Consider the following 24,743-nt stretch of genomic DNA (forward strand, 5'->3'; position numbering starts at 1 on the left):
GTTGACAAAGTAAAAATAAAATATTCCAGAATTTTTCGCAACTGTTCGCCCAAAACCAGGAACAGATTCAAACTCAGAATTCCTTTTGTTATCTGGCTTTTCTAATTTTGAATTGAAAAATTAGAATATGTATTACCTCTTGCATTGAAATAGGAAACTCTGGAAATAAGCGAGCAAATTTTTTAGCTAGTTTAATCTTACTAAAGATAAAGTATAAAATGTAACAACACTTTGAATAATGATGATTTAAGTTGATAACTAGAGTTGCAAGATTTTTATCTAAAAAATTTATCTCACGACCCACTAGCACCTTTTGGATACTGGCATTGTCAAATGAGTAACTTAATCATCGCACTCAGCAATATTCACTCAGGCAAATAAATTAATTCACTTCATGCACATTATTTGAGCCTGCAAGATAGCTGGAAATTATTACCACAACTATTGTTCACTAATTATGACGTTCTCATGGAATGTGATATTAGATATGTTTGGAAAAAATTTCTTACGTCTTAGATGAGATTTTGTGCGTAGCAAAATGTTATAAGTCTTTATGTAACCTGTGCAAAATAAAAACAAACAAAATTTATGAAGGTCAATTACAGCCAATTGCTAACTAATCTTGCTGGTATAGTAGGAATAGCTGGATGCAGCCTTGTGATTACATTACCTTCACAAGCAAAGGAAGCAACAAATCCTAACCCTAGCATTTTTAGCGAGGCTCCCTATAGCCGTAGTCAACGCATTGAGGCAAACAGTAACTATACACCTGCTCAGGCTACACAAGATACAGCAAAAGGCACAACTGCTAACAGAAATTTGGTAGCACAGAAAACCAAAAAAAGAGGACTCAATCCTAACCCCAGTATTTTCAACGAGCCTCCCTATAATCGCGGTGCTAGCAGTGCAAACACAAGCAGTGGAGAAACTGCACCAACCCCCACCACTCCTGCTGAAGCTGCACCCACTACACCTACAACCGAAGCACCTTCTGCAACACCTACAGCACCTGCAACAGAAACACCTTCTGCAACACCTTCAACACCTTCCAACACAGCTCCTACCCAAACTCAGCCAGCACCAAATTCTAGCAGTACCCAAAACAAGAACTTGGTAGCAATTGCAGAGTCTAATGGATCTTTTAAAACCTTGACTCAAGCGTTAAAAGCAGCTGGATTGACTGCAACTTTAGAAGGAAAAGATAATTTCACGATTTTTGCACCCACCGATGCGGCATTTTCTAAATTGCCTCAAGATGCAGTCCGGGATTTGTTAAAGCCTGAAAACAAAGAAGTTTTGATCAAAATATTAACTTACCATGTAGTACCCGGTAAGGTATTATCTAGCGATTTGAAATCAGGCGAAGTGAAAAGTGTAGAAGGCGGTGCTATCAACGTCAAAGTTGATCCAGCTACAGGTGTGAAAGTAAATGAGGCTACTGTAACTCAGGCCGATATTACAGGCTCTAATGGTGTGATTCATGCAATCGATCAAGTAATTTTGCCTCCGGATTTGTAATGCTGAAGTCGAAGTAAATTCAGAGCCTGCAACTATTTTTATGGGGTGGGTAATGTCTAGTTGCGTTAAGTTTATCTACCCATTCTCAAATAGAAATTAAGCTCATAAAAACCCCGTTAAACGGGGTTTTTATTTCAATTGAAGAAATACTAGTCCATAGCTTCTAATTTCTATAGATATCTGATTTGATTTCTAAAAAAATTTCATACCATTTTAAAAACACAAGGCGACAGTAGATATGGGCACGGCACCAGTAAGATAATTTGACATACCACAAGATTGTGGATGCCGTGCCCCTACAAAGAATTTATTTGTCGCAAATATTATTTGAATTGGTATCAGTACTTAACGCATGATAGGGCTACCGTGATGATGAATTAAATACCATTTACCACCTAGTAATTGAAATATATTTGTGGCGATTGACTGTGCTTCTAGTCTTTGACCCCGAAATACTTGGAGGATATTTTCTCTCAAAATCACATAAGCAATATTGTCAGTTACTTCAGTAGAGATGATATCTAAATTAACTTCTATATAAGCTGTATTTTTAAATATCTGCTCCCAAGAATATTTAACTTCCTTCCAGCCACGCAACGCATTGCGTCCTGGATGAATACAAGTACTACCTGTTCCTTGTGACCAGACTAAACTCATAGCTTCAATATCTTTTTTTTCAAAAGCTCGATAAAAAGCTGTGTTGACTGCTAAAATTTCATCAGATGTCATAAAAAATAGCTAATTAATTCAAAACTAAATGTAGGGTTTTCAACAATTCCTGTACTGTATAAGGTTTAGGTAAAAATGCTGCCTTGGGAACTGTTTGATTGATAGGTGATTTTTCGCGTGTATCTATGCCGCTGACAGCAATAATCGGTAATTTTGGATTCATTGTTTGTAATGTACGAATGGTAGTGGCTCCATCCATATTTGGCATCATCATATCAATAATTGCCGCTTTAATTTTATCTGGATTTTGGGCATAAAGTGCTATTGCTTCAATGCCATCACGAGCTGCAATAATTTGATAATTATGGCTTTCTAAAGATGTTGCTGTTACATCACGAATTGCCGCCTCATCATCTACAATTAAAATCCATTCTCCTCTGCCATGCTCAATTTTACTATCTTCTAATATCTGTGTTGCACTTGTATGTACGGCTGGTAAATATACTTGAAATTCTGTACCTTGATCTATGCAACTTGATACAGTAATAAAACCACCATGTCCTTTAATAATTCCCATCACAGTTGATAAACCTAAACCAGTTCCTTTACCAAATTCTTTGGTGGTAAAAAATGGTTCAAAAATTCTATCTAATACTTCGCTCGGAATACCACATCCTGTATCCGCAACTTTCAGAACTATGTAATACCCAACTTGAGCATCAAGATTCATTCTGGCATAGTTTTCATCAATGTAAATATTTGCTGCTGAAATAGTAATATTGCCACCACTGGGCATAGCATCACGAGCATTAAGGCATAAATTAATTAATACTTGATGTATTTGTGTACTATCACCATAAACAGGTGATAATTCAGCCGTTATTTCTGTAGAGAATGTAATTGATTTAGGAAAAGTTTCTTGGATAATTTCGTTGACTTCTAATAAAATATTTCGCAACTGGATAACTTGGCGATCGCCTTCAATTCCGCGTGCGAAAGATAGTACTTGCTTAACTAAGTTAGCACCACGTTTGACATTATTTTCCACTATCGAGAGCATTTGCGAACTTTGGCGATCGGGTAGTTTATTTTTGAGGAAATGTACCGACATCAAAATTGGTGACAAAACATTATTTAAATCATGAGCAATACCACTAGCAAGAGTGCCAATACTTTCCATACGTTGAGCGCGGAAAAATTGCTTTTCTAGTTGCTTTTTATGGGTAATATCGGTGTCAACAATTAAAATTGATTTGGGTTGAGAATGCTCGTCTAAGACTAGCATCCAGCAACTTTCCACAATAATTTCTCTGCCTGATTTGCTAGTTTTTTGTAATTCCCCTTGCCAAGAGCCTGTTGATAACACAGTTTGACAGATTTCTTGATATTGTAATAAAGGTTCATTATCAAACAGTTGACAAGCATTTTTACCAATAGCTTCCTCTGTCTGCCAACCGTAAAGCTGTTCAGCACTTTTATTCCATAACAAAATATTATTAGATAAATCCCGTAAGACGATCGCATCCGTGGAAATATCCAGCAATGCTGCTTGTTCGCGAATTTGTTGTTCTACCTGTTTGCGGCTGGTAATATCTTCAAAAATATATAAACGTCCAAAATATTGATCATTGCGATCGCGTACTTGGGTAGAGAAGCGTCTAATAGTACGTCCATCGTTAAATTTAATCTCATCTTCGACCACAGCACGGTATTCTTCGCTTTGCAAAGGTTGACATGAAGCTGCAAATGCGGGAATATCTAAGATTAATTTGGCACAATCGGGAATAATATCCTGATTTTGCAATTTTCCCGTTGCCATTTGCGTTTCTAGGTGTTGAATGCCCCAAATCTCGCAAAACTGCTGGTTAAAATAAAGTATATTATCAGTACGGTTATCTACCACATAAAAGGCTAGGGGCGAAACACTAGTCATAGAGCGTAAAAGCGCCTCTTTCCAGCGTAATTCGGCTTCAGCTTGCTGGCGATCGCGCAATGCTGCTTGCTTCTCTTTAATACCGTCAACCAGGTAAGCTAATTGTGGATTTTTCCGGATCTCTAGTTGTCTAATAACTAAGCGACTTAAAGCTTGTAGCGATTCTATTTGTTTCTGGGTTATTTCATGGGGAATGCGATCTACTACACATAAAGTCCCAATCGCTTGTCCTCCTGGTGCGAGCAAAGGAACACCAGCATAAAATCTTACATAAGGTTCGCCAGTGACAATTTCTGAATTAGCAAACTTTGCATCTGCCAAGGTATCAGGAATAATCAAAACATCACACTGTGCTACACAAATTGGACAAAACCCTAAATATCTAGGTAATTGCTCAAAATCCAATCCCACTTTGGCTTTAAACCATTGACGATCAGCATCTACTAAATTAATTACAGCGATCGGTGTATCACAAATCTGCGCGGCTAAGAATACTAAATCATCAAATGTTGGCTCTGGTTTTGTGTCCAAAATTTGATACTGATAAAGAGCCTCAAGCCTTGCTACTTCTGGGGAATACACTGAATATTTCATTAAATTCTGCCTAATCTTGTTGAAAATAGGGATTGGAAGCTAGGGATTGGGGATTAGTTTGTGCTGATCCCACTAACTTGAAAGTGCTGAGTGCAAATCCTATTCCGACTTTTATGCAAGGCTTGTGAAACTTGTTTCATCAGAACTGCTTCTTTTCGCATCAAATTGGATATCTTTTGGAAATCCCTTCAGGGTGACACATTACAGTGTCGCCACAGACAACAATCTGTAGCCAGATATTTGAATAACTGCTGTGACTCATGATTATTGCAATTCATCAAACCAGGAAGATTTAATGCTACTTTCTATGCAGTCTGCTTTCAAAAGCCATGTAAATCATAGCTTACACAACTAGCATCTTATTTAATTCCCTAGTCAGGACTTTAGTCCTCAACATTAGGGATAGAGCGGTTGTCTTCAAACAAAAACTTGAATTTTTTGTGACACTTGCGTAAGCCTTATTAAGTACATTTGCTAATTGGTAACCAATTAATAATTACTTGCCGATTAACTCAGCCTTGCTGATACTTAATACCAATGCACTCGCAAACTATGGGATGTCCGAAAAAGCTAGCTAATAACTTTGTCACTTTTAATTATAGTGATCTGCCTTAAGATGGATGACTACAGAACTGAAGATTGACGTAATTTTACGTAAGATTACAATTTTTAACTTCCATATGACTTTAGCAATCCTCAATCGTCCTGAACCAGAAGATACAGGGCTTGTCCAAGAGATTTGAGTATCTTTGCCCTGTAATTCCCCAAACCAGATAGGATTGCTATATTGGGTTTCAGTTACATAAACTTTGTTGTGACAAATACACTGAACTTTCGCGTTAAACCAAGAGCCGAAGATAGCTTTGCTATTACCCTTGCGCCTTTATCTTTAGAAGAAATCTACGCCAAAGCTGACGATCCTGCAAATGGTGCAGTGGTAGTAATGAGTGGTATGGTTCGCAATCAAACTGATGGGAAACCAGTAATTAGCTTAGAATATCAAGCTTATGAACCAATGGCATTGCTAGTATTTTCCCAAATTGCCGCAGAGATTCGCTCTCTATGGCCTGATGTCAAGCGGGTAGTCATTCATCATCGCATCGGCCGTTTGCAAGTTGGCGAAATCAGTGTTTTAGTAGCGGTGGGTTGTCCTCATCGCAGTGAAGCTTTTGAAGCTTGCCGTTATGCTATTGATACTCTCAAGCACAATGCGCCTGTTTGGAAGAAAGAACACTGGCAAGATGGTTCCAGCAGTTGGGTGAGTATAGGAGCTTGTGAACAGCCAGGACAAAATTGTTAAAATTCCGGAAGTTATCGTCTATGCCCGTGTTTCGTCTAGGGAACAGGCAGAAAATTCGGCGGCGTTAGGAGGACATAGCAGCAGAAATAGACAAGTGGAATAATTAAAAATAAAACTTATAACCTACACATGAAGCCACTAAAACGAATCACATTTAACCCAGAAATCATGGGTGGCAAACCTTGCATTCGAGGTATGCGTGTTACTGTAGGTACAATTGTCGGTTTAATGGCAGCAGGAAATACCCCAGAAGATATTCTCAACGCCTACCCATACCTAGAACGCGAGGATATCTATGAAGCTTTAGCTTATGCTGCATGGCGGGTAGAAGAAATTGAAGTACCCCTTGCTTCTGCATGAAGATTTTAATTGATATGAATCTTTCTCCTGACTGGGTTCCAGTCCTAGAAAGTGCGGGTTTTGAAGCTGTCCACTGGTCAACAATTGGTAATCCCAGTGCTACAGATAAAGAAATCATGGCATGGGCATTAACAAACGACTACATTGTTTTCACTCATGACTTAGATTTTGGTACACTGCTGGCAATGACTCAAGCTGATGCACCCAGTGTCATTCAAGTGCGATCGCAAGACATCCTACCAGCTAAGTTAGGTAATTTAGTTATCAATGCCTTGCGTCAATTTCAGCAAGAACTAGCAATGGGTGCTTTGGTAACAGTGGATGAAGCAAAAGCAAAGGTAAGAATTTTACCAATTCAAGACAACTAGTGAAAAACATATATCTTAGCTGTGTAGGGTTCTAGATCTGTAACTAAACCATCTTGACCTACTTCTACCTCACTGTGGCTAAAGTAATCTTGCCAATTTTCAGCGTTTGGGAATTTGGGAATGCAATAGTTAGTCAGCTTCTGCTCATGGAAATTTACCACAACCACAACTTGAGAACCTTGCTCATGCCAACGGAAGTATGCTAGAAGTTTTGCGTCTGCATCTTCATAGAAAAATTCTATATTGTCACTTTGCAGGGCTAAATTATGTTTCCGTAGGGCAATGAGTTGTTGGTAATAGTGCCATAAATCACGATTTTCCGCATTTTCTAACAAAGGCCAGGCTATTTTCTTAGGTTGAGTTACACTTTCGCTTTTTTTCTTGTGTTCGCCAAACTCTTCACCCATCCATAGCATCGGTATACCCTTTGCTGTCATTAACAGCGCCGCCGCTAATTTAGCCCTTGTAAATGCAGCTTCCCCAAAGATACCTCGGTTACCTAATTCTCTGAATAAACGATCGCGATCGTGAGTTGATAAATAATTTATGACATTTCTACCAGTTTTATAACCCTGCTGTTTGGGATCTAAAACTTGCTTGAGATGATCTAACTCAAATTTTTCACTACAAACATGGGGAACTATAAAATAGTGAAAACTTTCGTGCCAGCAAGCATCAAGTGGCCCCTCTGGTGTTGTGACTTTGCTGGTATCGGGAATATGTTCTGCAATATTATAAAATGGCTTAGGTGCAGTATTCTTTTTTGCTTGTTGAGCCAGCCAGTGCAGAAATTCAAAGTTAGCTAATTGGCGCACGGCATCAAAACGAATGCCATCAATGTGATATTCTTGAACCCAAAAACGCACCACATCTCCAACGTATTTCCAAGCAGGTTTAACGTCTAATTTTTCATTATAGTTATCATAGTTAAACTCTGGCCCCCAATAATTATCCGGGTCTTCTGGATAATGCATATATTCGTAGTACCAGTAGTTTCTATCTATCAGCATTAACGGGCATTCTTCATCCGTATGGTTATAAATTCCATCCATGAAAACCCGAATACCTCTACTATGACACTCATCAATGAACAGTTTTAAATCTGCTGTTGAGCCATAGCTAGATTCTGTGGCAAAAAAATGCCGGACTTTATAGCCCCAGCTATAATCGCCTGGATACTCATTCACAGGCATTAATTCAACTGCATTGATGCCTAAATCACGCAGATAATCTAGCTTTTCAATAGCATTTAAGTATTTTCCTCTTTTGTCACTATCAACTTCACCTCCAGTAAAATCAGCAACATGCATTTCATATATGACTAATTCCTGATTTTCTGGCAGAGGAATATCATCATGTTGCCAAATGTAAGTATCTACTATAGGTTTACCATCTTTAATTTGTACTATGCCTACTTTTTGTTGCTCATCAACATCAGTAGCGTAGGGGTCAATTACTTCTACCCATTCATCGGGGGAAAAATTGGGGCTTTTGGTTTGGACGCGAAACTTATATTGATAAATACCATCTTCTAAGTTTAATTGAGTATAAAAATAACCATCTTCGCCTTTTTTCATTGGCATTTCTTGCCAATCAGAAAAAGAACCTATTAATGAGGCTTGATTGTTACGGGGCGCGAACAATTTAAATTCAATTACAGCAGACATTTTGTCACCTCAGAAGATGTTTAAAAACGACCCCAAAAACCATGTAATTAATCCCCTAACTGCTTGAGAATCAGGATGCTGTTTCTGCTTCTTCAAGATAGTTGGGGGATTTATAGAAGATAAACATTACTAAAGGATATTTATTCTCTAGTTAATTCATCGGCATCTTATAAAAGTTAGCTATTTGCTGAACCAACTGGTACTGATGCATCTGCAATTGAGGCGTTTTGTAAAATAGGCTGGCGAGTTTTTATGTCAAATTTATAGCCATGTGGAAGAATATGTAATTTGGCTCCGAAAATTGCCAACGGTTCATCCTTCAAAATTTCGTCAATATTGTTGTGTGTGGCTTCTGATTCATCAACAATTGTCACCGCACCTTCACCAATTACTTCAATTTGGTGATCGGTAACTACCATAGCAGTATTTTCGTCAATACCAAATCCTAAGTCAGCGGGTTCTTGTAACAAAGCAGAAATTAAACGTCCCAAACGACCACGTTGTGAAAAATGTTGGTCGATGACTACCCCTGGTAAAAAGCCCATTCCCGGCCCCATATCCACAATTTCAATTCGCGGATTTGTTTCGGAATCACCTTCTACAATCATTTTATCAGGCATTACTGCTGCGCCAGCACTTGTACCTGCTATCACAACACCTTCAGCAAGTCTATTGTGAATAGCTTTATCAATTTCAGTATCCTTAAGAATGCCAGTGATGCGCGCTTGGTCGCCTCCAGTAAAAAATATCCCGGTGGCATCATTAATTGCTTGTAAAGCTGTTGATGAAGATGCATCTTCGCGAGTTTCTGTATCAACTATCCGAACTTTTTCTGCTCCTAAGCGTTCAAAAACTCTAATATAATTTTCTCCAACTTCTCTAGGCAGTTCTGTTGCTGCTGTCATAATGACAATATGAGCTTTTGTACCTCCAGCTCGCCGTAGAAACTCGCGCAGGATTTGGCAATCCCCTTCTTTATCTTCAGCACCACCAATAATTACCAACTGCCGTTTAATATCGGTCGTCACCATGATCTCACCTAAAATTTTATGTAAGTATTTTCAATAAAGCATGACAATTACAGATATCAAATCATCCATTTGGTAGATTAATAAATTAAAATTATTGACAAGCTTAAATAGTCTCAATTGTAAATATTTTATACTCCAAATAAATACGAGGATATTTTTATATTGCAAACAATATATATCAGCCTCTAGATACTAGTTCTAGAGGCTAAAAAATCATTTTCTTATTTGAATTTAAGTAACATCAGAGTATTTGTTAATTGCTAAGAATTGCACGAAAAAATGAAACTTGATTTCTCTATCCAGAGTTATCTAATACAGGCGGCTGCGATAAAGTAAGTTAACTAAAAAAAGACGTGCTTGTTCTAGTGGGAGATGTCGAGGTTTACCCTGGTAGACAATTTGATATTCGTTGCTGTCTGGGCCATCTCCATGACCAGAAATTAGCTTTTGGTGAAAAGCTTCATCAGCAAGTTGCCGAACTTCATTTCTTAAGGAAATTTGTGTATTGTTCATACTTTGCTGTCTATGACGATCCGTATTCTAGATATATAAAATTAAAAAGTAATTTGCACCTTTCAAAGGTTATATTTTTGATGACAGAGAACTTAAAGTAAAAATATTCGCTGTATACTCCATACTGAGTAATAAAAATTGAAAAATTGTGATTATACCCTGGGATAGCTGAAAAAGTCTTGCAGTAGAGTTAGGCTGTGCCAGTAAGGGTTGAGTTTTATACTCTGAACAGTCGTTAAGCGATCGCTTCCCAGCAATACACAAGAATCAATTGACCATCGATAGGTCTGGGTAAACGCAAGTCAGCGTCCGGACTTCAGGGTGTTTAGCTAGAGGTTTATTATCAATGCTTCAAGAAAAAAGCACCGATGCAGTCCGCATCAATGCCAGAAAAACCGACGTATTCGATATTTTCAAGTTCAAGCATTACCAGGGCCCTAATCCCTATTTAGAAGTAGGGGCGCTAGTATTCAACTTTGTGCTAACCGAGTATAGAAAACCTCTACCCATTGAGGACTTAGTTTCAATTATTAGCGATCGCTATCCAACTTTAGCCAATCAAGAATATGAATCCTATGCCCATCTGTTTGCCAAAACTCTATCGGAAGTAGGCAAGCTGGAGATGGGTTTGCACCTCACCCGGTGGAATGTGCAACCAAATTCCAATTCTGTGTATATCGCTATCCAATCTCTACATGAACGCACAACTAGAGGGGTAGTCTACTTTGTTTGGGATTGGTTTGAGGCTATCAACCGAGATGCAGATTTCCTGTTTGAGGATGAGTTAGCACGTTTACAAAATAGATTTAGACAATCTGTCTACGGTGGCCCTACAGTTTACGCCTTATTGCGAACAGCTTACGAAAAAGCTATTCCCACTTTTTATCTCTGGGAAGAAGGATTGACGCAGTATGGCTATGGTAAAAAACATATTCGTGGTATAGCCACAACTTTTGACTGCGATAGCCATATAGATTCTGACTTTACTACTCGCAAAGACGATTGTAAGGCTTTCTTAAAAACCTTGGGCTTCCCTGTACCGGAAGGTGATATTGTCACTACTGAAAAGGACGCTTTAGCAGTAGCTAGAGAAATTGGCTATCCAGTCGCAGTGAAGCCTGTAGTCGGACACAAAGGAATTGGTGTGACAGCCGAAGTTCAAGACTCGGAAGAACTAGAATCTGCCTATAGTAGGGCGCTGGCGGCGATTCCTGAAGAACAATCTACAAGGATCATTGTAGAGAAAAGCATATCCGGCGCAGATTTTCGCTTGCTATGCGTAAACGGCAAATTTGTCGCCGCTACGGAACGCCGTCCTGCTTCAGTTGTTGGTGATGGTTACTCCACTATTGATGAGTTAATTCGCGAAGAAAACCGCAAACCTGCACGCTGGGATACACCCACTTCTCCTATGAGTAAAATCCAGCGTGATGAAGCAATGGAATTGTACTTAAGAGAACAGCGTTTAACATTAGATAGTGTGTTGGAAAAAGACCGCACTGTTTATCTTCGCAAAGTAGCAAATCTCTCGGCTGGCGGTATGAGTATTAATGCCACACATACCGTTCACCATGACAACATTATTTTGGCACAGGATATTGCCCAACACTTCCGCTTAACTTGTCTGGGTATTGATGTAATTACCAAAAGCCTCTCGGAATCTTGGAAGGATGGTAATTTTGCTATCTTAGAAATCAACGCTGCACCTGGTATTTTGATGCATTTAAATCCGGCAGTTGGTGATAGTGTGGATGTACCTTCTCATATTTTAGGAACATTTTTTGAGTCAGGTGCAGAAGCAAGAATCCCAATTATTACCTTTAACAAAATATCAGTTCAAGAGTTGCAAGAAACGATAGACCATATTCTTTTGCAACATCCTGATTGGACAGTGGGTGCTGTTTGCCGTGATGGGCTGTTTGTGAATCGGTCGAGAAAGATTTTAAGCAAAAATTACAACAGCAATCTTCAAAGCTTGTTACGTAATCCCAAACTCGATTTACTCATTGCTGAATATGGAGATGAGATTTTAGAAGAGGATGGAATGTTTTATCAAGGTAGTAACATAGTTGTTCTTGATAACCCCAACGAGACTGAAATGATGTTAGCGCGAGATGTCTTAGAAGGCTCGACTGTAGTAATTAGAAAAGGAGACAATATTTCAATTAGCCGTAAAGGGTTAATTGAAGATTACAGTTTAGGCGAGGATGAACCATTTACAAGGGTTTATTTGAAAGAAGTCGGCACAATTTTGTAAGTTTCATCAATGTAGTGGCGTGACCAGGCTAAAATGTTGCAATAATTTTTCTTGTGGGGTGGACATCTTGTCCGCCCCGGACGGGTGAGACACCCATCCCACAAGAGTTTTTTCATGCACTATTTAGTCTTGTCAGTCCACTAGATTAATTACTATTTCAGCTTGTCATAGGCTGCTAAAATAACTTTTTCTGTTTCCTCCCAGCCAATGCATTTATCTGTTACAGAAACACCATATTTTAATTCTGATTTCTGGCAATTGACTGATTGACTACCTTCAAATAAATTCGATTCCAGCATCATACCGACAATTGAAGTATTGCCATCAACTACTTGTTGAATCACATCTTCTAAAACCGCAGATTGTAATCTGTAATCTTTATTCGTATTACCATGACTACAGTCAATCACAATTCTGGGTGGTAATTTTGCCTCTTTCAATTTTTCTTCTACGGTTTTGACACTGGCTGCATCAAAGTTAGGTTGATTTCCACCTCTTAAAATCACGTGTCCGTATGCATTACCTCTAGTTTGAAATACACTCACCTGTCCATCTTGATTAATTCCGAGGAAATTGTGAGGCATTCTCGCAGATTGTAAGGCATTTAAAGCTACTTGGATATTACCATCTGTACCGTTTTTAAACCCTACAGGCATGGAAAGTCCACTTGCCATTTCTCGGTGAGTTTGTGATTCAGTGGTGCGTGCGCCAATAGCAGACCAAGCTATAAGTTCACTGATATATTGAGGGATGATTGGGTCAAGTGCTTCTGTCGCTGCTGGTAACCCTAATTCGGCAATTTGTAGCAGCAATTCTCGCGCAATTAATAAACCATTTTCTACATGAAAAGAATCATCCATTTCGGGATCGTTGATTAATCCTTTCCATCCTACTGTGGTTCTGGGTTTTTCAAAGTAAACCCGCATTACTAGTAATAGTTTATCTTTAACTTTCTCTGCTAAATTTTTTAATCGTTGCGAATATTCTAGTGCTGCTTTGGGGTCATGAATCGAACAAGGCCCCACAACTATAAATTTTCTTCTGTCTTGAAAATCTAGAATTTGTTCTAGTTCTTCGCGATATTTCAAAACAGTTTCTTCGGCTGATTTAGTTAATGGTAATTTTGATTTTACTTCGTTAGGAGTTAGTAAGACGTGAGAGTTCTCAATGTTGGCGTTGAATAATATATGGTGCATGGAGCGGAAATTGTGATTTATGCTACTAAATTGAGACTTAAAAATTATACACATTTATAGTCAAAAAATACACCAAAATATCATAGAACGCTCAAATTACCAAGGCTTATAGCTGACTAATTTTTGACTCAAGTGTATTTTATTAGACCTAATAAAACCTCCTCATAACTCAGGTGATCAAGCTAAAGAAAAAGGGGGGCAATATTTCCCCCCTTTCATTAGGATTTGGAGCGTTTTCTCAGTACCAGTGTAATCAATTACTGCCAAACAAATACTTTAGCTTCATAGGGGCCGATATCGGTGATGATACCATCGTCGCCAGCTTCCACATCATAATTAGCTGTCCACTCGTGCCATGTACCACCATTGGGGAAATTAGGAACATGATAACCAGAGAGGAAGTTTTCGGAGAAATTTGCCACAACTACTACACGGGAACCTTCGTCATTCCAACGGCTGTAAGCTAGCACTTTGGCTTCTGGATTTTCGTGAATAAAATCGATATTTTCTGTGTAGAGTGCATGGCTATTTTTACGCAGATTAACTAGGCCCTTATAGTAATCAAACAAACTAGAATTTAGTTCATTACCTAATAGCGTCCAATCGATTTTAGCTGATTCTGGTTGTTTGGGTTTATACTCACCAAACTCTTCACCCATCCAAATTAAAGGCACACCAACAGCAGTAAATAGGATAGCAACTCCTAATTTAACTCTTCTAAATGCTTCCTCATCAAAAATATTGCGATCGCCTAAGTCCACCATCAGGTGGTTATGGTCGTGGTTAGTTAGATAATTTACCACATTGGTAGCACCCATAAAACCTTGACGCTTACAATCAATTACGTCTTTGAGGTTTTCTAAATCAAAGGTTTCGCCATAAATATGTGCAGTCACAGTATGATAAAAACTATCATGCCAGCAACCATCCATAGGGCCATCAACGTTGGTAATGCTGGTAGTTTCAGGAATGTGTTCGGCAATATTATAAAAAGGTTTGGAACCAGCAGCGTTCTTCGCTTCCTGCACAATCCAATGCATAAAATCGTAGTTAGCAATTTGGCGCGCTGCATCATAGCGAATACCATCTATATGATATTCTTCAATCCAATATCTTACTGTATCACCAGTAAATTTGCGGGCGGGGTAAGTTTCTAAATTTTCATCATAATGTTCATAGTTAAACTCAGGCCCCCAACTATTATCAGGGTCGCGAGGCGCATGGTGATACCAATAATCGTGGTCAATTTGAGTTAATGGACTGGAAGCTTCTGAATGGTTATAGATACCATCCATAATCACGCGCATACCCCTAGCATGGCATTCATCAATTAATTTTTTTAATCCCTCTGTAGCACCATAACTAGATTCTGGTGCAAAGAAATGACGAGGATTATAACCCCAACTATAATCACCAGGATATTCTTTAACTGGCATCAACTCAATAGCGTTAATTCCTAATTCACACAGATAATCTAATTTTTCAACAACATGTTTGTACTTTCCGCGCGCATAGGGATCATCTTCTCCACCGGAAAAGTCACCAACATGTAATTCATATATGACTAATTCATGGTCAGCAGGCAAATGTTGATCATCATGTTGCCAAACATAGGTATCAACAATTCTTTCACCATCTTTAATTTTGACGATACCGTTATCTTGACCACTTAATTCATCAATATCAGTTGCATAAGGGTCTGTAACATCAACCCATTGTTCTGGTTCTAGAAACCATGAATTTGATTGGACACGGAATTTATATTGATAAACGCCATCTTCTAATTCAACAGAAGTGCGGAAATAACCATCTTCACCTTTTTCCATTGGAATATCTTCCCAATTAGAAAAAGAACCGATTAATGCTGCTCCCTTGTTATAAGGTGCAAACAGATTAAATTCAATTTTCGCCATATAATTGCATCAGGAGTAGAAAATGTTGGTAAATGTATTTTCTGATCTCCACCTATATTTAGCCAATCGCCCAGGGGAAATAATTAACTCATGATTTCCTCTATCTGTGGGAGTAAATTGAATATTTATTGCATATTAAATTGAATATTAGTTTGAAATTGATTATTTGAATATTTAGGAAATAATTATATTTTTTGACAGAGGTAGTCAAGAGTCAAAAAGACGCGATTATTCGCATCTCTACTCAAAATTCCAAAAATTTAGACTTTTGACCCTTGACTTTTGACTCTTGTTAAACCGACTCTAAATTGCTGCTAACAGGATTCATATAACTATATAACCAATTTGCAGCAGTAGCCCTACGAGTTTGCCGAGGGCCAAATTCACCAATTTTGTAACCTTTAAAACCCAACTTTTCTTTAAGAATTTGTTTGTTTTCTTTCGGTATAGAACGAGTCAATTTGACTGTAGCGGGGCGACTATCAATGAAATCTGGTGGTTGTGGGTACTCATCCCGCCATTCTGCTGCAACTTCGCTATTGTCCCATTCTCCAGTTGATGAGTTGTAGCGATAACCTAAGCAATGCCATACCAATTGGTTGACTGTTGCATCATCAATGGTTTCGTTGAGGATTGCCCAAATAGTATCTGTGTTGAGTGGTGGCAAATTAGACATAAGCGAGTTGAACTTCCAAGTTGACGCGTTGAATAATTGGTAATTGTGGCGAATCAAGAATGCGATCGCACTCTTAGTGCAAAGCACTTTATCACTATATAATCCAATAAACTGCCAAATCTAGTGATGATTTTCAGCCTGTCTACATTTTGGAATAAAGTCATCAGCCAAAATTCGGTAGATTAGAAATTGTCAAATATTGACCAGTCAATGCAAAATTCTACTCCACTGTCAAAACTCATCCGTGCCCATGTTTTCGTTTCTGGTCGCGTCCAAGGGGTTGGCTATCGCTACGCTACAGTAGATACAGCAAGTCAGTTGGGATTAACTGGCTGGGTGCGAAATCTTCCCGATAGTCGAGTGGAAGCAGTTTTTGAAGGGGTGCAAGAAGTGGTAGAAGAGATGGTGCGCTGGTGTCATAGTGGCCCTCCAGCAGCTATTGTCAAAAATGTTGCAGTTGACTACGAAGAACCGGAAGGTTTGCTGGGATTTGAAGTTAGACGTTGATCACCTTAACTTCCAATACTTGTCGGTTAAGGGCAAAAGGGGAAGGGGAAAAGGGACAAGAAAAAACCTTTAACCCTTACCCTTTCCCCTTTTCCCCAAGCCAAATTCCGAGTTGAAAATCCTTAACCGAGCAGTATCACCTTAACTTCTTCCCTCCCAGATCAAAAGTTGTCGTGAAGCAGCAACAAAGCAGTTGAGATGCTTGGGAGGATACAGAAAATGGTCATAGGCTAATGCCATTAATCTAGCAGCCTCATTATATGGTACTCTACCAATACCTGTACCCAAACCAGGACAAGCAATCGTATTAATCTTGTACTGAGCATGTTGGTTGTGGTGGCGCACAGCTAAAAGCATAGCCCACATGGCTATATAAGGAATGTCAGTCCCCATAATAGACATAGGAACTCGCATTGTCGGTGTATGTGCTAGGAACGGATGCTGAAGATGACCAGTTTCCACAATCATTGACGTTCCTACTGGCTGTTCACCCAAATAATCTGCAAGTATACGTTGCTGTACCGTTGTCATCAAAGAACTACCAAAAAATTTGATAATGGCAGCATCCATACCACCATCCATCATGCCAAAAGAGTTAGCAGGACTAACTAAACAGTCAAAATTAGGCAACCACTCAAAGTAGTCATTGACTATTTCAACATTAGGTAAATAGTTAAAATGTTCTTGAAATGCTGCTGCTAATAATGAATTTGGCGCTACTAATACCAATTTCAAGCTTTATTCCTCCGCTTGAATACTTATTGTAGACCCACAATTAAACCTTTGGCGACGGGAATTGGGATAAAATGTGATTGTTAGACCCAATTGATTGTTGACCTTGGGGCATTAAAGATACTGTCCATGCAGCTACTTCAAACAACCGACAAAGATTTTTCTACCAAATTTAAAGCACTTGTAAATGATCGCCGGGAAGCAACTGTTGATGTTAGCGGGACAGTAAGAGAGATTCTGGCTGATGTCAAAGTGCGTGGTGATGCGGCAGTCCATGACTATACTAGCCGCTTTGACCATTATCATCCTGAGTCTTTGCGTCTAAGTGAGACATTTATTGCCGAACTTGCAGCCCAATGTCCCAAGGATGTGACAGCAGCCTTAGAATTGGCAGCAGAGAGAATTGCCGCATTTCACGAAAAACAACTACCCCAAGATATCGGCTATACCGATACAGTTGGTGTCAGGCTGGGATTAAATTGGGTAGCACTGTCAAAGGTGGGAATTTATGTACCTGGCGGACGTGCTAGTTATCCTAGTTCGGTATTAATGAATGCCCTACCCGCCAAAATTGCTGGTGTGGATCGGATTGTGATGACAGTGCCAATGCCTCGCGGTGAGATTAATCCCGCAGTACTCGCAGCCGCTAAAATTGCTGGTGTCACAGAAATATATGGTATTGGTGGGGCACAAGCGATCGCAGCTCTAGCATACGGTACTAAAACTATTGCCCCTGTTGATAAAATTGTTGGGCCTGGTAATGCCTATGTTGCCGAAGCCAAACGCCAAGTATTTGGCACAGTGGGAATTGACAGTATTGCTGGCCCTTCTGAAATTCTTGTTGTTGCAGATGACAAAAATAATCCCGAATGGATAGCTTGGGATTTACTATCGCAAGCAGAACATGATCCTAGCGCCCAATCTATTTTAATTACCGACTCAGCAGAATTCGCCCAAAATGCGATCGCATCAGTTGAGCAAGTTTTAAATCACCTAGCTACCAAATCAGTAGCCACCGCCAGTTGGGAAAAACATGGGGCTGTAATTATTGTCAACGATTTAGCCGAAAGTATTCCCCTCATCAACCAGCTAGCACCAGAACACATAGAATTGTGTATCGATAATCCTCAATTACTAGCTAGCGAAATCAAATGTGCTGGTAGCCTATTTTTAGGACGCTATACACCAGAAGCCATTGGCGATTATTTAGGCGGGCCAAACCATGTACTCCCAACTTCTCGTTCCGCCCGTTTTGCTTCCGGCTTAAGCGTTTACGACTTCTTAAAACGCATTACCTACCTGGAATGCAATCAACAAGCACTACAGCAAATCGGCCCAGCCGCAGTCACCCTAGCACAAGCAGAAGGCTTACCAGCCCACGGCGGTAGTGTAGCTATACGGTTGCGGGATTAGGGATTGGGTACTGGGGATGAGGGAGATGAGGGAGATGAGGGAGATGAGGGAGATGAGGGAGATGAGGGGGATGAGGTAGAAAATACCAAATGACAACTGACAAACCCCAATTACCCATTACCCATTACTCATAACTCATTACCCATTACCAAACCCAAACAAAAAAACCAGGTAACTACACGCTACCCGGTTCATGTCTCTTAAAATCACAATTTCCAGACTGATAGGAGCAAAGCCCTGCTATGCTCCTAATGATTGTTCAACCAAATTAGACTTTAGCAGCTGACTTAGTAACAACGTTGAGTTCGCCTTTAGCGTACTTAGCCGCAAAATCTTCCAAAGAAATTTGCTTAATCTTGCTAGCGTTACCAGCGGTACCAAATTGCTGATAGCGTTCTGCACAAACCTTCTGCATATAGACAATAGAAGGCTTGAGGAAGTGACGGGGGTCAAATTCCTTGGGGTTTTTTGCTAAAGCTTCACGTACCGCAGCAGTAATTGCCAAACGGTTGTCGGTGTCAATGTTTACCTTACGTACACCGCTCTTGATACCTTTTTGAATTTCTTCTACAGGTACGCCGTAGGTTTCAGGAATTGCACCACCATACTGGTTAATCAGAGCAATTAAATCTTCAGGTACTGAGGAGGAACCATGCATTACCAAGTGAGTGTTGGGCAAACGGCGGTGAATTTCTTCAATGCGGCTGATTGCCAAAATTTCGCCAGTTGGCTTACGGGTAAACTTGTAAGCACCGTGGCTAGTACCAATAGCAACTGCCAAAGCATCTACTTTGGTTTGCTCTACAAAGCTAACAGCTTCGTCGGGATCGGTCAGCAATTGGGAGTGATCCAGTGTACCTTCAAAACCATGACCATCTTCAGCTTCACCCGCACCAGTTTCTAGAGAACCTAAGCAACCGAGTTCGCCTTCAACGCTGACACCTAGAGAATGAGCTACATTCACTACTTCGCTGGTAACACGGACGTTATACTCGAAGCTTGCAGGTGTTTTAGCATCAGCTTCCAGCGAACCATCCATCATGACGCTGGTGAAGTTGTTCTTAATTGCTGAGTAGCAGGTAGAAGGAGCATTGCCATGATCTTGGTGCATGACAATGGGAATTTGAGGATAGGTTTCTACAGCAGCCAAAATCAAATGGCGGAGGAAGTTTTCTCCTGCATAGTTACGAGCGCCACGAGAAGCTTGAAGAATTACAGGGCTATCTGTCTCTACAGCAGCCTTCAGGATCGCCTGAATTTGTTCCAAGTTATTAACATTGAAAGCTGGGATGCCGTAACCGTTTTCAGCCGCGTGATCCAACAACAGCCGTAAGGGTACAAGCGCCATAGATAGTCCTCCTAATGTGGTTGTCAGCTAGTCGGGGTGAGAGAAGCGTAATTATTTACTATTAATGTAATTGTTACGCTAATCTTAAGAGTTTTTTCAACATATAGGAAATTATAACTATTGATGAGTGTTTATGTTGAAAAAGTTTACGCTACAACTCATAAATGTGCCCCATATTCGCAATAGCAGACTGTACAGTCTGCTACGCTACAGTTTGAGGCTTTGGTAGTCTTGTATCCAATACGATCAACCACAGCCGATTCCTATAACTGCCTATGCTAAGGTTTTTCTAGCTCTGCCACTCACTTAAGGTGCTAATTGCTGGGTAAATGCTGCGTGTTCAGCAGATTGCAAGCCTGTTTGTAAAACAGCTAAGACAGATTGCATATTCCCTGCTAATACTTCTGCTACTGCTAACCACAATCCTGGGAAGACTCGACTTCGCAGAATTCCACGCTCATCAGGTACTAATTCCAGATATTCACCCTGTTCTAAACAAAACCAACTCAATTTTTGCTCTAGAACTTGCCAAACAATATATTCTTTTACACCATTACGGCGATAAGCTTGTTTTTTAGCATGAAGGTCAATAGCTGCGCTACTAGCAGCAATTTCGACAATTAACTCTGGTGCGCCTTCAATATAATCATCTTCACTCAGCTTTGCTTGGCCTCCTGCTTCTGGATTGATCAGCAGAACTGCATCTGGTTGAGGTTCATTATCCAAATCTAGACGCACTGTTGGTTCAACCCCCAAAGCTACACCAGGCGTAGCTGCTTCATAAGTACCAAGCCATGTAAGAATCCAGCCATGAGGTTGACTATGACTTCTAAAAGGCAAAGCAGCAGGCATAATATAGACAATTCCCTCAATTAATTCGGCTTTTTTCAAATTGAACATGGCGTTGTAGCGACGCTCAAATTCATAGCGGGTAAGTTTGTCGCCATTTTCCAAAAAGGGAATTGCCTGATGTTGTGCAGGTGTTTTCACCATAACGTCTAATATTTGGGTTAGCCTAAGCCTATCCTACCGAACTGCGAAAATTTATTTTAGGGAGAGTGCGATCGCATTTACTTTATTTAGGCAATCTCAATTCAAATTAATTAATCTTGATAACAGAATACCTTCTAATTTCTAATTTTGCAGGAAATTAGACTATAATCAGATATAAATTATTTAAATAAAAATCTATGCAAAGCAAAATATTTGATATTAATCAATTACAAATAACTGTCAGCGAGTTACTGTCTTTGATGCGAGATGATCAAGAAATAGTCATCACTAAAGGTAATACTCCTGTTGCTAAATTAACTATACTTAATTCTCCTGAAAAAATTATCTTTGTATCAGAAAAACTTCCCCAGCCTGGATTAAATTTAGGCGCAATGGTAATGAGTGATGATTTCGATCAACCTTTACCAGATGAATTTTGGTTACAAAATCCATGAAGCTACTGTTAGATACACATACGTTTATTTGGTGGGATAGTGACCCTGCAAAACTTTCTCAAAAAGCATTAGATTTACTAACGGATAAAGATAACATCAGGTTATTGAGTGTTGTCAGTCTCTGGGAAATTCAAATTAAACACCAGTTAGGTAAACTCACATTAAATAAAGCTTTAAGAGAAATTATTGCTAGTCAACAAAATAATCATATTGAAATATTACCAATTAATATTGATCATATTTTAGCTTTAGATAATTTACCCCTTTATCATAAAGATCCTTTTGATAGGTTACTTATTGCTCAAACTAATATAGAAAATGCTGTGATGATTAGTTGTGATGCTATTTTTGCTAATTATTCAGTCCAGGTAGAATGGTAATCTATTTTCTGGTTTAGATGCATTAAATTTGACTAATACTGTTTCTGGATGAAGAAAAGCTTAATAAAGCCCACAGAGGTGGGCTTTGTTTGTGTAACTCCAGCCTTGAGGATGAAGGCGAATATAGCGCAACTTCACATAGAATCAATTCAATTGAATCCTCAAATACTAGTTGCCAATTGTTTTTTATTTGCAAACTACAAAATTTATGCTTATGCGATCGCCTATTCTACATGGTGAGCATTTTCCAAAAACAGCGATCGCACTCAGGACTTATCCACAAAATAAGTAATTACAAACCAAGCGAAGACGTACTCGCAATTTCGCCCTAAAAATAAAACTCGCTTCAGCTTTCAAGTCGAGGCGAGCGTTGTTTCCTTTTATATGGGTCGCCCGGGATTCGAACCCGGAACTAATCGGTTAAAAGCCGAGTACTCTACCGTTGAGTTAGCGACCCGTTAAGTTGTGTATCGCAACTTTGCAATTATAGCACAAACATCTGTAGATTTGTAAAGGGGTTTCTAGAAGAAATTTGCCGTTAGGCGTACAGATGCTTGGTAACTCTCACCTGGGGCTAACAAAATCAGATGCTCGCCAGTATTCAGGGAATTACGAGGCGCACTCCAAGGCTCTAAACAATAGAATTCTTTACCTTTTAGCGTCCAAAATACCAAGATGGGATATTCATTGCCGTACTCTAGGGAGACACTGAGCTTTCTGCTGTTGTCAACCACAGAGGCAGATTGACTGGTGAGTTCCTTAAAGGCAACGTCAATTTCATCCTGACTAAAATCAAAATTACCATGAAATTGATAAATTTCTTTAGTTTTTTGATTTTGATATTCACCAGAGGGAATGGCAAACTCTAATTGATTTTTGTCACCTAACTGAAAGTAGGGATGGAAACCCATAGAAAAAGGTAATGGAGTCGATGACAAATTTTGATACTGTTGCTTAATCTCTAAAGTATTGCCTTGCAGTTCGTAGGTAAAAACTAGCTGAAAATCAAAAGGATAAACAGCTTTTGTTTGCTCGTTGCTGTTGAGAACTATAGTTAGGCTAGCTTGATCGTGGGTTACTTGGTCAGTCACTTGCCAAGGTAAATCACGGGCAAAGCCATGCTGTTTCAGGGAATAATTTTTACCATCTACGGTGTAAGTATTATCAGGCAAGTTACCGCAGATAGGAAACAAAATCGGAATTCCACCCCTAACACTTAAATCAGGATTGGCAAACCTTTCCGCATCTAAATAAAGGATTTCTTCTCCTTGAATGCGCCAACGGGTAATAATCCCGCCCCGTTCTGGCACAACTTCCAGTTGGGAACCTGCGCTTTCATCAGAAAGAATATAGGTTTTGTATTGCTGCTGTTGAATCGCTATAGAAAACACAATATTTACTCCTCATTGCTAATTGGGCATGGGGCATGGGGCATGGGGCATAGGGCATTGATTTCCTCCTTTTCCCCAGTCCCAAGTCCCCAGTCCCTTGTCCCCAATCCCCAACTTACTCGTCTTCTGCAAACACAAAGCGATATAACTCGCTAGGATCTGGTTCGGGGCTACTTTCGGCGAATTTCACCGCATCGTCGATGACACCCTGAATTTTGCGATCGATGCCTTTGAGTTCTTCTTGATCTGACAAATTGTGTTCAACTAAATAAGCTGCTAGCTTCTTAATTGGATCGCGGGCAAACCAGAATTCTTTCTCAGCTTTGCTGCGTAGTTCGTCTGGATCTGCTAGGGAGTGACCGCGGAAACGGTAAGTTAATGCTTCAATTACAGTCGGGCCTTCTCCAGCACGGGCACGGGCGACAGCTTCTTGGGCAACAGCACGCACAGCTAGCACATCCATACCATCTACTTCTACACCCGCCATGTTAAAGGCACTAGCTTTTTTGTAAATTTCTGGGTCAGAAGTAGCGCGATCGTGAGCCATACCAATTGCCCACTTGTTATTTTCGATCACAAATAGAATTGGCAGTTTCCATAAAGCTGCCATATTGAGGGTTTCAAAGAACTGACCGTTATTAGCAGCACCATCGCCAAAAAAGCAAGCTGTAACTTGGTCAGCACTTTGATCGCCTAATACCTCGCGGCGGTATTTGCTTTGAAAAGCTGCACCAGCTGCTACAGGGATACCTTCAGCCACGAAAGCATAACCACCTAGTAAGCGATGTTCTGCAGAGAACATATGCATGGAACCACCACGGCCTTTGCTACAACCTGTGGATTTGCCAAATAACTCTGCCATGACTTCTCTGGCTGGAACTCCCGCACTTAAAGCGTGGACGTGATCGCGGTAGGTACTGGAAACATAATCTTCTCCAGGTCGCATCGCCCCTTGAATCACGCCAGTGGAAACGGCTTCTTGACCGTTGTACAAATGGACAAAACCAAACATTTTGCCTCTATAGTACATTTCGGCGCATTTGTCTTCAAAAAAGCGCCCTAAGACCATGTCCTCATATAACCGCAAGCCTTCTTCTTTGGTTATCTTGACATTAGCGGCATTAAAGGTGGGTAACGTGCGTTCTTGAACCATTATTTGTATAGTATCCCTGTCGCGTCAAACTGCAATTTACGATTTTTAACTGAGTCAACAATCAAAATTTTTGTACCAAAAATCACATTTGTAAATGAGTGATTTTTGATTTTTAATTTTTGATTTTCAATTTTATGGCCCATTTACTAGGCGGCTATTACCATCAAAGCAAAAGCCGTACTAAGAGTTAAATCCACACCCCTTTATAGGCTATCAATCAGGATAGCTTGCTTTCTGCATATCCATTAACAATTTGGCAAAAATCAAGCTGTTAAATCCTGCTCTAGCTAAATACTTAGTTAGATAATTGTAATTCAGGTCTAGGAATGATATGATTTCTTTCTCTAGCTATCAATAGGGAAATCTACCAAGCGGT

Annotated in this window: 24 protein-coding genes and 1 tRNA gene; 11 read left to right on the forward strand and 14 right to left on the reverse strand. The window is 39.7% G+C overall.

The window, feature by feature from the left end; translation table 11 throughout:
* Positions 1–588: 588 nt before the first annotated feature.
* Complete coding sequence (locus HGR01_RS22505; protein WP_096621743.1) at positions 589–1,518, forward strand: fasciclin domain-containing protein; 930 nt, start codon at positions 589–591, stop codon at positions 1,516–1,518.
* Between the two features lie 345 nt (positions 1,519–1,863).
* Here the strand turns inward: HGR01_RS22505 and HGR01_RS22510 are convergent, their stop codons facing one another.
* Both HGR01_RS22510 and HGR01_RS22515 read right to left on the reverse strand, forming a co-directional pair.
* Complete coding sequence (locus HGR01_RS22510) at positions 1,864–2,247, reverse strand: nuclear transport factor 2 family protein (protein WP_045874584.1); 384 nt, start codon at positions 2,245–2,247, stop codon at positions 1,864–1,866.
* A 13-nt stretch (positions 2,248–2,260) separates the two neighbouring features.
* Positions 2,261–4,714 carry a PAS domain S-box protein gene (locus tag HGR01_RS22515; RefSeq protein ID WP_045874583.1) on the reverse strand — a complete coding sequence of 818 codons (2,454 nt, stop codon included), beginning with the start codon at positions 4,712–4,714 and terminating at the stop codon, positions 2,261–2,263.
* 620 nt (positions 4,715–5,334) lie between these two features.
* On the opposite strand from HGR01_RS22515, the gene HGR01_RS22520 reads away from it, so the two are divergent.
* The 5 genes from HGR01_RS22520 to HGR01_RS22540 all read left to right on the forward strand — a co-directional run bounded on the left by HGR01_RS22520 (position 5,335) and on the right by HGR01_RS22540 (position 6,742).
* Positions 5,335–5,457, forward strand: coding sequence for a hypothetical protein (locus HGR01_RS22520; RefSeq protein ID WP_255325381.1), 123 nt, complete (start codon positions 5,335–5,337; stop codon positions 5,455–5,457).
* 71 nt (positions 5,458–5,528) lie between these two features.
* Positions 5,529–6,014 carry a molybdenum cofactor biosynthesis protein MoaE gene (locus HGR01_RS22525; protein ID WP_045874582.1) on the forward strand — a complete coding sequence of 162 codons (486 nt, stop codon included), beginning with the start codon at positions 5,529–5,531 and terminating at the stop codon, positions 6,012–6,014.
* Complete coding sequence (locus HGR01_RS22530; protein ID WP_255325380.1) at positions 5,989–6,117, forward strand: hypothetical protein; 129 nt, start codon at positions 5,989–5,991, stop codon at positions 6,115–6,117. The genes HGR01_RS22525 and HGR01_RS22530 overlap by 26 nt, the downstream gene beginning before the upstream one ends.
* A 26-nt stretch (positions 6,118–6,143) precedes the next feature.
* Positions 6,144–6,374 (forward strand): DUF433 domain-containing protein, encoded by a 231-nt coding sequence (locus HGR01_RS22535; protein WP_045874581.1) that lies wholly within the window; start codon positions 6,144–6,146, stop codon positions 6,372–6,374.
* The gene (locus HGR01_RS22540) at positions 6,371–6,742 is read left to right on the forward strand and encodes a DUF5615 family PIN-like protein (RefSeq protein WP_045874580.1); all 372 of its coding nucleotides are present in this window, start codon (positions 6,371–6,373) and stop codon (positions 6,740–6,742) included. The genes HGR01_RS22535 and HGR01_RS22540 overlap by 4 nt, the downstream gene beginning before the upstream one ends.
* Here HGR01_RS22540 and HGR01_RS22545 read toward each other — a convergent pair.
* The 3 genes from HGR01_RS22545 to HGR01_RS22555 form a co-directional block, all read right to left on the reverse strand.
* Positions 6,739–8,409, reverse strand: a complete 1,671-nt coding sequence (locus HGR01_RS22545) for an alpha-amylase family glycosyl hydrolase (RefSeq protein ID WP_045874579.1) — start codon at positions 8,407–8,409, stop codon at positions 6,739–6,741. The genes HGR01_RS22540 and HGR01_RS22545 overlap by 4 nt on opposite strands.
* Positions 8,410–8,585: 176 nt before the next feature.
* Positions 8,586–9,440 carry a cyanophycinase gene (locus HGR01_RS22550; protein WP_045874578.1) on the reverse strand — a complete coding sequence of 285 codons (855 nt, stop codon included), beginning with the start codon at positions 9,438–9,440 and terminating at the stop codon, positions 8,586–8,588.
* 309 nt (positions 9,441–9,749) lie between these two features.
* Positions 9,750–9,953: a hypothetical protein gene (locus HGR01_RS22555; protein ID WP_045874577.1), complete on the reverse strand. Its 204-nt coding sequence runs from the start codon at positions 9,951–9,953 to the stop codon at positions 9,750–9,752.
* 346 nt (positions 9,954–10,299) lie between these two features.
* Here HGR01_RS22555 and HGR01_RS22560 point away from each other — a divergent pair, with 346 nt between their 5' ends.
* Positions 10,300–12,210, forward strand: coding sequence for an acetate--CoA ligase family protein (locus HGR01_RS22560; RefSeq protein ID WP_045874576.1), 1,911 nt, complete (start codon positions 10,300–10,302; stop codon positions 12,208–12,210).
* Between the two features lie 152 nt (positions 12,211–12,362).
* Here HGR01_RS22560 and HGR01_RS22565 read toward each other — a convergent pair whose 3' ends face one another.
* The 3 genes from HGR01_RS22565 to HGR01_RS22575 form a co-directional block, all read right to left on the reverse strand.
* Positions 12,363–13,406 (reverse strand): 3-deoxy-7-phosphoheptulonate synthase, encoded by a 1,044-nt coding sequence (locus HGR01_RS22565; protein WP_045874575.1) that lies wholly within the window; start codon positions 13,404–13,406, stop codon positions 12,363–12,365.
* A gap of 257 nt (positions 13,407–13,663) precedes the next feature.
* Positions 13,664–15,319, reverse strand: a complete 1,656-nt coding sequence (locus HGR01_RS22570; protein WP_045874574.1) for an alpha-amylase family glycosyl hydrolase — start codon at positions 15,317–15,319, stop codon at positions 13,664–13,666.
* 292 nt (positions 15,320–15,611) lie between these two features.
* Positions 15,612–15,995, reverse strand: a complete 384-nt coding sequence (locus HGR01_RS22575) for a DUF1823 family protein (RefSeq protein WP_045874573.1) — start codon at positions 15,993–15,995, stop codon at positions 15,612–15,614.
* Between the two features lie 210 nt (positions 15,996–16,205).
* Between HGR01_RS22575 and HGR01_RS22580 the strand changes: the two genes are divergently transcribed.
* The gene (locus HGR01_RS22580; protein ID WP_045874572.1) at positions 16,206–16,502 is read left to right on the forward strand and encodes an acylphosphatase; all 297 of its coding nucleotides are present in this window, start codon (positions 16,206–16,208) and stop codon (positions 16,500–16,502) included.
* Between the two features lie 141 nt (positions 16,503–16,643).
* On the opposite strand, the gene HGR01_RS22585 is transcribed toward HGR01_RS22580, so the two are convergent.
* On the reverse strand, positions 16,644–17,237 hold the full coding sequence (locus HGR01_RS22585; protein WP_045874571.1) for a macro domain-containing protein: 594 nt from the start codon (positions 17,235–17,237) through the stop codon (positions 16,644–16,646).
* Positions 17,238–17,363: 126 nt separating this feature from the next.
* On the opposite strand from HGR01_RS22585, the gene hisD reads away from it, so the two are divergent.
* Positions 17,364–18,647 carry a histidinol dehydrogenase gene (gene hisD / locus HGR01_RS22590; RefSeq protein WP_045874570.1) on the forward strand — a complete coding sequence of 428 codons (1,284 nt, stop codon included), beginning with the start codon at positions 17,364–17,366 and terminating at the stop codon, positions 18,645–18,647.
* Positions 18,648–18,915: 268 nt separating this feature from the next.
* Here the strand turns inward: hisD and fba are convergent, their stop codons facing one another.
* Together fba and HGR01_RS22600 are read right to left on the reverse strand one after the other, a co-directional pair.
* Complete coding sequence (gene fba / locus HGR01_RS22595) at positions 18,916–19,995, reverse strand: class II fructose-bisphosphate aldolase (protein WP_045874569.1); 1,080 nt, start codon at positions 19,993–19,995, stop codon at positions 18,916–18,918.
* 306 nt (positions 19,996–20,301) lie between these two features.
* Positions 20,302–20,988, reverse strand: coding sequence for a Uma2 family endonuclease (locus tag HGR01_RS22600; protein ID WP_045874568.1), 687 nt, complete (start codon positions 20,986–20,988; stop codon positions 20,302–20,304).
* Positions 20,989–21,185: 197 nt separating this feature from the next.
* Between HGR01_RS22600 and HGR01_RS22605 the strand changes: the two genes are divergently transcribed.
* Together HGR01_RS22605 and HGR01_RS22610 are read left to right on the forward strand one after the other, a co-directional pair.
* On the forward strand, positions 21,186–21,443 hold the full coding sequence (locus HGR01_RS22605; RefSeq protein ID WP_045874567.1) for a type II toxin-antitoxin system Phd/YefM family antitoxin: 258 nt from the start codon (positions 21,186–21,188) through the stop codon (positions 21,441–21,443).
* Positions 21,440–21,823 carry a type II toxin-antitoxin system VapC family toxin gene (locus HGR01_RS22610; RefSeq protein ID WP_045874566.1) on the forward strand — a complete coding sequence of 128 codons (384 nt, stop codon included), beginning with the start codon at positions 21,440–21,442 and terminating at the stop codon, positions 21,821–21,823. Before HGR01_RS22605 ends, HGR01_RS22610 begins: the two co-directional genes overlap by 4 nt.
* Before the next feature lie 385 nt (positions 21,824–22,208).
* On the opposite strand, the gene HGR01_RS22615 is transcribed toward HGR01_RS22610, so the two are convergent.
* The 3 genes from HGR01_RS22615 to pdhA all read right to left on the reverse strand — a co-directional run bounded on the left by HGR01_RS22615 (position 22,209) and on the right by pdhA (position 24,367).
* Positions 22,209–22,280: transfer RNA gene (locus HGR01_RS22615), tRNA-Lys, on the reverse strand.
* 64 nt (positions 22,281–22,344) lie between these two features.
* Positions 22,345–23,214, reverse strand: coding sequence for an aldose epimerase (locus HGR01_RS22620; RefSeq protein WP_045874565.1), 870 nt, complete (start codon positions 23,212–23,214; stop codon positions 22,345–22,347).
* A 115-nt stretch (positions 23,215–23,329) separates the two neighbouring features.
* Positions 23,330–24,367, reverse strand: coding sequence for a pyruvate dehydrogenase (acetyl-transferring) E1 component subunit alpha (gene pdhA, locus HGR01_RS22625; protein WP_045874564.1), 1,038 nt, complete (start codon positions 24,365–24,367; stop codon positions 23,330–23,332).
* Between the last annotated feature and the right edge of the window lie 376 nt (positions 24,368–24,743).

The organism is Tolypothrix sp. PCC 7712 (genome assembly GCF_025860405.1).
Taxonomy (GTDB): Bacteria; Cyanobacteriota; Cyanobacteriia; order Cyanobacteriales; family Nostocaceae; genus Aulosira; species Aulosira diplosiphon.